This is a genomic window from Streptomyces sp. NPDC050548 (assembly GCF_044457385.1).
Lineage (GTDB): Bacteria > Actinomycetota > Actinomycetes > Streptomycetales > Streptomycetaceae > Streptomyces.
Genome location: NZ_JBITGV010000022.1, coordinates 59,384 through 65,753, shown reverse-complemented (window position 1 = coordinate 65,753; position 6,370 = coordinate 59,384). Strand labels below are relative to the sequence as shown.

General features: G+C 71.0%; 8 protein-coding genes. 6 read left to right on the top strand and 2 right to left on the bottom strand.

All coding sequences use genetic code 11. The annotated features are described in order from the left end of the window. Positions 1-157 precede the first annotated feature (157 nt). Together ACIBJH_RS41085 and ACIBJH_RS41080 are read left to right on the top strand one after the other, a co-directional pair. Entirely contained in the window at positions 158-604 is a 447-nt protein-coding gene (locus ACIBJH_RS41085) for a DUF2550 domain-containing protein (protein WP_200711002.1), read from the top strand. Positions 605-655: 51 nt separating this feature from the next. Further along, positions 656-802 (top strand): hypothetical protein, encoded by a 147-nt coding sequence (locus ACIBJH_RS41080; RefSeq protein WP_399122059.1) that lies wholly within the window; start codon positions 656-658, stop codon positions 800-802. A gap of 161 nt (positions 803-963) precedes the next feature. Here the strand turns inward: ACIBJH_RS41080 and ACIBJH_RS41075 are convergent, their stop codons facing one another. Continuing rightward, positions 964-2,790: a glycosyl hydrolase family 18 protein gene (locus tag ACIBJH_RS41075; RefSeq protein WP_399122058.1), complete on the bottom strand. Its 1,827-nt coding sequence runs from the start codon at positions 2,788-2,790 to the stop codon at positions 964-966. A 172-nt stretch (positions 2,791-2,962) separates the two neighbouring features. On the opposite strand from ACIBJH_RS41075, the gene ACIBJH_RS41070 reads away from it, so the two are divergent. The 4 genes from ACIBJH_RS41070 to ACIBJH_RS41055 are packed head-to-tail and all read left to right on the top strand — an operon-like array spanning position 2,963 to position 5,784. Beyond that, the gene (locus ACIBJH_RS41070) at positions 2,963-3,658 is read left to right on the top strand and encodes a response regulator transcription factor (RefSeq protein WP_399122056.1); all 696 of its coding nucleotides are present in this window, start codon (positions 2,963-2,965) and stop codon (positions 3,656-3,658) included. A gap of 19 nt (positions 3,659-3,677) precedes the next feature. Then, positions 3,678-5,141, top strand: coding sequence for a sensor histidine kinase (locus ACIBJH_RS41065; RefSeq protein WP_399122055.1), 1,464 nt, complete (start codon positions 3,678-3,680; stop codon positions 5,139-5,141). 50 nt (positions 5,142-5,191) lie between these two features. Then, positions 5,192-5,581 (top strand): hypothetical protein, encoded by a 390-nt coding sequence (locus ACIBJH_RS41060; protein ID WP_399122054.1) that lies wholly within the window; start codon positions 5,192-5,194, stop codon positions 5,579-5,581. Then, the gene (locus ACIBJH_RS41055; protein ID WP_399122053.1) at positions 5,581-5,784 is read left to right on the top strand and encodes a hypothetical protein; all 204 of its coding nucleotides are present in this window, start codon (positions 5,581-5,583) and stop codon (positions 5,782-5,784) included. The genes ACIBJH_RS41060 and ACIBJH_RS41055 overlap by 1 nt, the downstream gene beginning before the upstream one ends. On the opposite strand, the gene ACIBJH_RS41050 is transcribed toward ACIBJH_RS41055, so the two are convergent. Then, a complete protein-coding gene (locus ACIBJH_RS41050) occupies positions 5,781-6,368 on the bottom strand; it encodes a cob(I)yrinic acid a,c-diamide adenosyltransferase (protein ID WP_399122051.1) in 588 nt (195 codons plus the stop codon). The two genes, ACIBJH_RS41055 and ACIBJH_RS41050, sit on opposite strands and share 4 nt — an antisense overlap. Between the last annotated feature and the right edge of the window lie 2 nt (positions 6,369-6,370).

The following is a 6,370-nucleotide window of genomic DNA, read 5'->3' as shown; positions in this document are numbered from 1 at the left end:
GGCGGGGGCCCCCCGCCCCCCCCCCCCCGGCGGCGCCCCCCCCCCCCCGGCCCGCCCCCCCCCCCCCCCCCCCCCCCCCCCCCGCGGCTGAGGCGAATGTGGGTGTTTTTTCCGTTCCGTTACCTGTTTTGCCTAGGAGACGAGGAGGTCGGTGTCGATGGTCCTCGCTCTGACTGTGTGCGGAATTGTTGTCGCCCTTGTGGTGGTGGGGCTGTTCGTCTTCGGCCTGCGCCGCAGACTCATCCAGCGCTCCGGCGGCACCTTCGACTGCTCGCTCCGCTGGGACGTCCCCGAAAAACCCGACACCAACGGCAAGGGCTGGAGCTACGGCGTCGCCCGCTACAACGGCGACCGCATCGAGTGGTACCGCGTCTTCTCCTACGCCTACCGCCCGCGCCGCACCCTGGAACGCTCCGCGATCGAGGTGGCCGGCCGCCGCCTCCCCGAGGGCGAGGAGGAGCTGGCGCTGCTCTCCGACGCGATCGTCCTGACCTGTCTGCACCGGGGCACCCGTCTTGAACTCGCCATGAGCGAAGACGCGTTGACCGGTTTTCTGGCCTGGCTGGAGGCGGCACCCCCCGGTCAGCGAGTGAACGTGGCCTGATCCTCGGCCAGCACGCACACCGGGTGCCCCTGGGGACTGACCGTCACCGTCATGTCCGCCGGCGAGGCGGCCATGAAGGCCGCGGCCGCCGCCCCCACGAAGACTCCGGCCGACGTCGACAGATACCGGGACCGGGACCTGGCAGGGCGCCTGACCGTATGGGACTTCTGTGACCTGCGTTTCATTCTTCCCCCCTGAATGAGCCATTCCGCATGCTTGTTGAGATACAGAATGTTCCCGGTCAGCGGCTGGTCCCACCCGCCGACCTTCCTTCCCGGGAGGGCCGTATGGCCCCATGCCGCGCACGCCTGGGGCGCGCGGCATACACCGCGCGCCCCAGGTGGAGACCGGACCGGCCGTCAGCTCAGCCCGCTGTTGATGGCGGTCACCAGCTCACCGTTGCTGGTGTCGCCGCTGAAGTCCCAGAAGAACGCGCCGCCCAGACCCTGGGTCTTGGCCCACGCCATCTTCGTGCCGATGGTCGCCGGGGTGTCGTACGACCACCAGTTGTTGCCGCAGAAGGCGTATGCCGTGCCGGCGATGGTGCCGGTGGCCGGGCAGGTCGTCTTGAGGACCTTGTAGTCCTCGATGCCCTGCTCGTAGGTGCCCGCCGCCGGGCCGGTCGCCGTGCCGCCGGGGGCGGCCTGGGTCACGCCGGTCCAGCCTCTGCCGTAGAAGCCGATGCCGATGAGCAGCTTGCTCGCGGCGACGCCCTTCGACTTGAACTTGGCGATCGCGTCGGCCGTGGTGAAGCCCGGGGTCGGGATGCCGGTGTAGGAGGTGAGCGGGGAGTGCGGGGCGGTCGGGCCGTCCGCGTCGAAGGCGCCGAAGAAGTCGTACGTCATCACGTTGTACCAGTCGACGTACTGGGCCGCGCCCGCGTAGTCGGCGGCGTCGATCTTGCCGCCGGAGGTGCCGTCCGCCGTGGTGGCGGCGGTGACCAGGTTGCTGGTGCCGAACTTGGCGCGCAGGGCCTGCATCAGGTTCTTGTACGCCGCCGCGCCGCTGGTGTCGCAGCTCAGGCCGCAGGCGTTCGGGTACTCCCAGTCGATGTCGATGCCGTCGAAGACGTCGGCCCAGCGCGGGTCCTCGACCAGGTTGTAGCAGGACTGCGCGAACGCGGTCGGGTTGGCCGCGGCCTGCGCGAAGCCGCCGGACCAGGTCCAGCCGCCGAAGGACCAGAGGATCTTGATGTTCGGGTACTTGGCCTTCAGCTCGCGCAGCTGGTTGAAGTTGCCGGCCAGCGGCTGGTCCCAGGTGTCGGCGACACCGCTGACCGACTGGTCGGCGGTGAAGGTCTTCTGGTAGTCGGCGTAGGCGTCACCGATCGCGCACTGCCCGTTGGTCACGTTGCCGAAGGCGTAGTTGATATGCGTGATCTTCGCGGCCGAGCCGGACGTCACCAGGTTCTTGACCTGGTAGTTGCGCTGGTACGTGCCCCACTCGGTGAGGTACCCGAGCTTGACCGCGCTGCCGGTGGCCGGGGGAGTGGTCGTACCGCCGGTGGTGTGCACGGCGACCGAGCCGCTGACCGGTCCTGTCTGGTCCGCGGTGTCGCGGGCCTGCACGGTGTACGAGTAGTCGGTGCCGGCGGTCAGGCCGGTGTTCGTGTACGACGTGGTCGTGACCGTGGCGACCTTGGTGCCGTCGCGCAGGACGTCGTAGTTCTTGACGCCCTTGTCGTCGGTGGCCGCGCTCCAGGAGAGGTTCACCGAGGTGTCGGTGATGGAGGAGGCGGTGGGAGTGCCGGGTGCGGAGGGGGCCGCGTCGCCGGGGACCGTGGTGCCGCCGTCACAACTGCCGCCGTTCAGCAGACAGTTGGAGGGCGAGCCGGAGCCGGCTCCGTTGAAGCCGAAGGAGACGGAGGCGCCGGCGGCGATGGTGCCGTTGTAGGACTTGTTCTTCGCGGTCCAGTGGTTGCCGGAGTTGGTGACGTCCGCGTCCCAGGCCGAGGCGACGGACGTACCGGAGGGGAAGTCCCACTCGACCGTCCACGAACTGATCGCGCTGGTACCGGTGTTCTTCACGGTCCACTGACCGCCGAAGCCGGTGCCCCAGTCGCTGGTCTTGGTGAACGTGGCGGTCGCGGTCGAGGCGGCCTGGGCGGGAGCCGCCAGACCGACGAGAGCGGCGAGCGGAAGCAGCAGGGTCGCGAACCCGGCAACTGCTCTGGTTCTGAAGCGCATTGGAGCGCCTCCTCAGGGGTGTCGGGGGTGCTGGGGCGCGACTGAGCCTTCGCGCCCACGGTGCCGTGAGAATAGAAAGGTCTGGACCATAGGTCAATAGGTCTGGACCACTTGGGAGTTGGGGGTGCATGATCCCCGAATTCTTGGCTCATACGGGTCGTACGCTGTCCGGATGAGTAGCAGTGGCAGTCCCGGAGCGGTGCTGGTGGTGGACGACGATCCGGCCATCCGCCGCTCGCTGGAGCGCGGGCTGCGGCTGAGCGGCTTCCGGGTGCGGACGGCCGAGGGTGGGCGGGAAGCCCTGGACGCGATCCAGGAGACGTCCCCCGACGTCCTCGTCCTCGACGTGTCGATGCCCGGGATGACTGGCATCGAGGTGTGCGCCCGGCTGCGCGAGGACGGCCAGGACCTGCCCGTGCTGATGCTCTCGGCGCTCGACGAGACCGCCGACCGCATCGCCGGACTCCAGGTGGGCGGCGACGACTATCTGGTGAAGCCCTTCGCCCTGCAGGAACTGGTGCTGCGGCTGCACGCGCTGCTGCGCCGCCGCCCGCCGACGGGCGAGGTGCTGCGGGTGGCGGGACTGGTGATCGACCCGGCGGCCCGTACGGCGGTGCGGGACGGGCGGCCCCTGGAGCTGACCCGGCGCGAGTTCGAACTCCTTGAGGTGCTCGCCCGCAACGCCGGGCTGGTCCTCACCCGCGACCAGCTTCTGGAACGGGTCTGGGGCTACGACTTCGACGTCCGCACGGACGCCGTCGACACCTTCGTCAGCTATCTGCGGCGCAAGCTGGAGGCGGAGGGGCGGCCCCGGCTGGTGCACACCGTGCGCGGGGTCGGGTTCGTGCTGCGGGACGAGCGGTCATGAGACTGCCGGGAGTGCCGTCATGAAGCTGTCGACCCGGATCGGAATCGCGGTCGGACTGACCGTGCCGCTGCTGGTGCTGGCCTCCGGCTGGCTGCTGCTCCGGCTGGTCGACCACGACCTGCACAACGCCGAGGACGACCATCTGCGCGCCCGCGCCGCCGCCGTGACCCCGGACGCCCGCGCCTTGCTGCGCGCCTCCTCCGCCGACCGGCCCAAGGCCGCCGACACCCGGGAGCGGCGGCTCTTCAGCGCCGCCCTCGACGTGGGCGTACGTGTCGTGGGACCGGACGCCGCCTTCACCGGCGGACCACAGCCCGACGCCGATGTCCCTTTGCCGAGCGGGACTTCGGGACCGGTCACCGTCCGCTCCGGGGGTACCAGTTGGCGCGCGCTGTCCGTGCCGATCACCACCGTGCGGGGCGCCGGCACCCTGTGGGTCTTCTCGCCCGACGCGGCCGACCGGGCCCAACTCCGCCTGGTACGGCGGCGGGTGGCCGTCACCTCGCTGCTCGCGGCACCCCTGTCCGGCCTGCTCGCCTGGGGCATCGCCACCGGCGCGACCGGCCCCTTGCGTCGCCTCGGCCGCCGTACCGCCGGACTCGACCCGCGCACCAGCGCCGCCCGGCCGCCCGACGAACCGACCGGTGTCACCGAGGTCGACGAACTCGCCGCCACCCTGCGCACGGTCCTCGCCCGCTACGACGAGCAGGCCGCCCGCACCGCCGAGGCGCTCGACACGGCCCGTTCCTTCTCGGCGGCGGCCTCCCACGAGCTGCGCACCCCGCTCATGAGCATGGGCACCAACCTCGACATCCTCACCGACCACCCCGGCCTCCCCGAGCCGGACCGCACCGAGGTCCTGGCCGACCTGCGCGGTGAACACGCCCGGCTGCTGGGCCTGTTGGTCATGCTGCGGGAGCTCGGCCGAGGGGATCTGGTGGAGGCGGAGGCCTTCCGGACCGTGGACGTGACGGAGGTGGCGGACGCGTCGGTGGCGGAGGCCCGGCGGCGCGACCAGGACGCGCGGATCGCCTTGGACGCGGCACCCGGGCTGACGGTCCACGGCTGGGAGCCGGGCATCCGGCTCCTCCTCGACAACCTGCTGGCCAACGCGCTGGCCCACGGCCGGGACCCGCACGGCCGGACGATGGTGGCGGTCGGGGTACGGCGGGAGGGGGAGCAGATCGTGATCACGGTCCACGACGAAGGCCCGGGTGTGCCACCGGAGGCCCGCTCCCACGTCTTCGAGCGCTTCCGGCGCGGCCCCGAAAGCTCCGGCTCCGGGCTCGGTCTGACGCTGGTGGCCCAGCAGGCGGCGCTGCACCGGGGGAGCGTGACGGTGACCGAGGGCCCGGCAGGTGTGGGTGCCCGCTTCGAGGTGCGGCTGCCGTCGGCCAGCGGGGAGTTGCCCGGCCGTCGCGACTGGCTGATCGGCACAGCCGGGGCAAACCGGTCACAGAGTTTCCCCAAAGAAGCTTCCTAGCCTCCGACGTGTCGGACGGCCGACGGGACCGTCCGGGAACGGAGAAGGCCATGCACGCACGGGGAAAGCGCCTGTTTGTGGGGATCGCCACGGCGGCCCTGCTGACGGGCGGTACGACGGCGGCCACGGCCGAGAGCAGCCCCGCGCCGACACCGACCGGTGACGGCGCCCAGGCGCTCTGCAAGCGGCTGCCGAAGATCGACAACCGGATCGACCGCGCGCTGAAACGCCTCGACGCCGGGGCCGGCACCCGCGGTTCGATCGCCCGCCTGCAACAGCGCGTGGACAACGCCAAGTCGGCCGGCGACGACGCGGTCGCCACGTACCTCCAGAACCGGCTGGACTTCCGCAAGTCCCTGCTGCCGACGCTTCGGCAGCGACAGCGGGACCTGACCGACGTGAAGACGTGGTGCCAGGACAGCGCCGAGGGCGCGAGCTGATGCGCCCGAGGACCGCGGCGGCCGGGATCGCCCTCCTGGCGGCGCTCACCGCCGGCTGCACGGCGGGTCGCGGGAGCACGGCGGACACGTCCCCCTCGGCCGCCACCCCTTCCGGATACACGGACATGCAGCAGAAGGTGGCCGCCGCCGAGTCCGCGCTCACCCAGGCCGACAAGGACGCGGCCCAGGACACGAACCGCTAGCGCTCACCGCCCGGCACCCACAGCACGTCCCCGACCTCCTTGTTGGCGGCGCGGGCCAGGATGAACAGCAGGTCGGACAGGCGGTTCAGGTAGGTCGCGGTGAGGGGGTTCATGCTGCCTTTTTCTCCTTGGGCACCGTGCACCTCCATCGCCGCCCACGTCGACCGCTCGGCCCGCCGTACGACCGTGCACGCCTGGTGGAGGAGGGCCGCGCCTGCCGTGCCGCCCGGGAGGATGAAGGACCGCAGCTTCTGCAACTGCTCGTTGAAGCGGTCGCAGTCCGCCTCCAGCTTGTCGACGTAGAACTGCTCGACCCGCAGCGGCGGGAACTCCGGCTTCTCGACCACCGGCGTGGACAGGTCGGCCCCCACGTCGAAGAGGTCGTTCTGGACGCGGGTGAGCACCTTGACGATCTCCTCGTCGAGGCCGCCCAGGGCGATCGCCGTGCCGATCACCGCGTTCGCCTCGTTGGTGTCGGCGTACGCGGAGATCCGCAGGTCGGTCTTGGCGACCCGGCTCATGTCACCGAGGTTGGTGGTGCCCTTGTCGCCGGTCTTCGTGTAGATGCGCGTCAGATTGACCATGT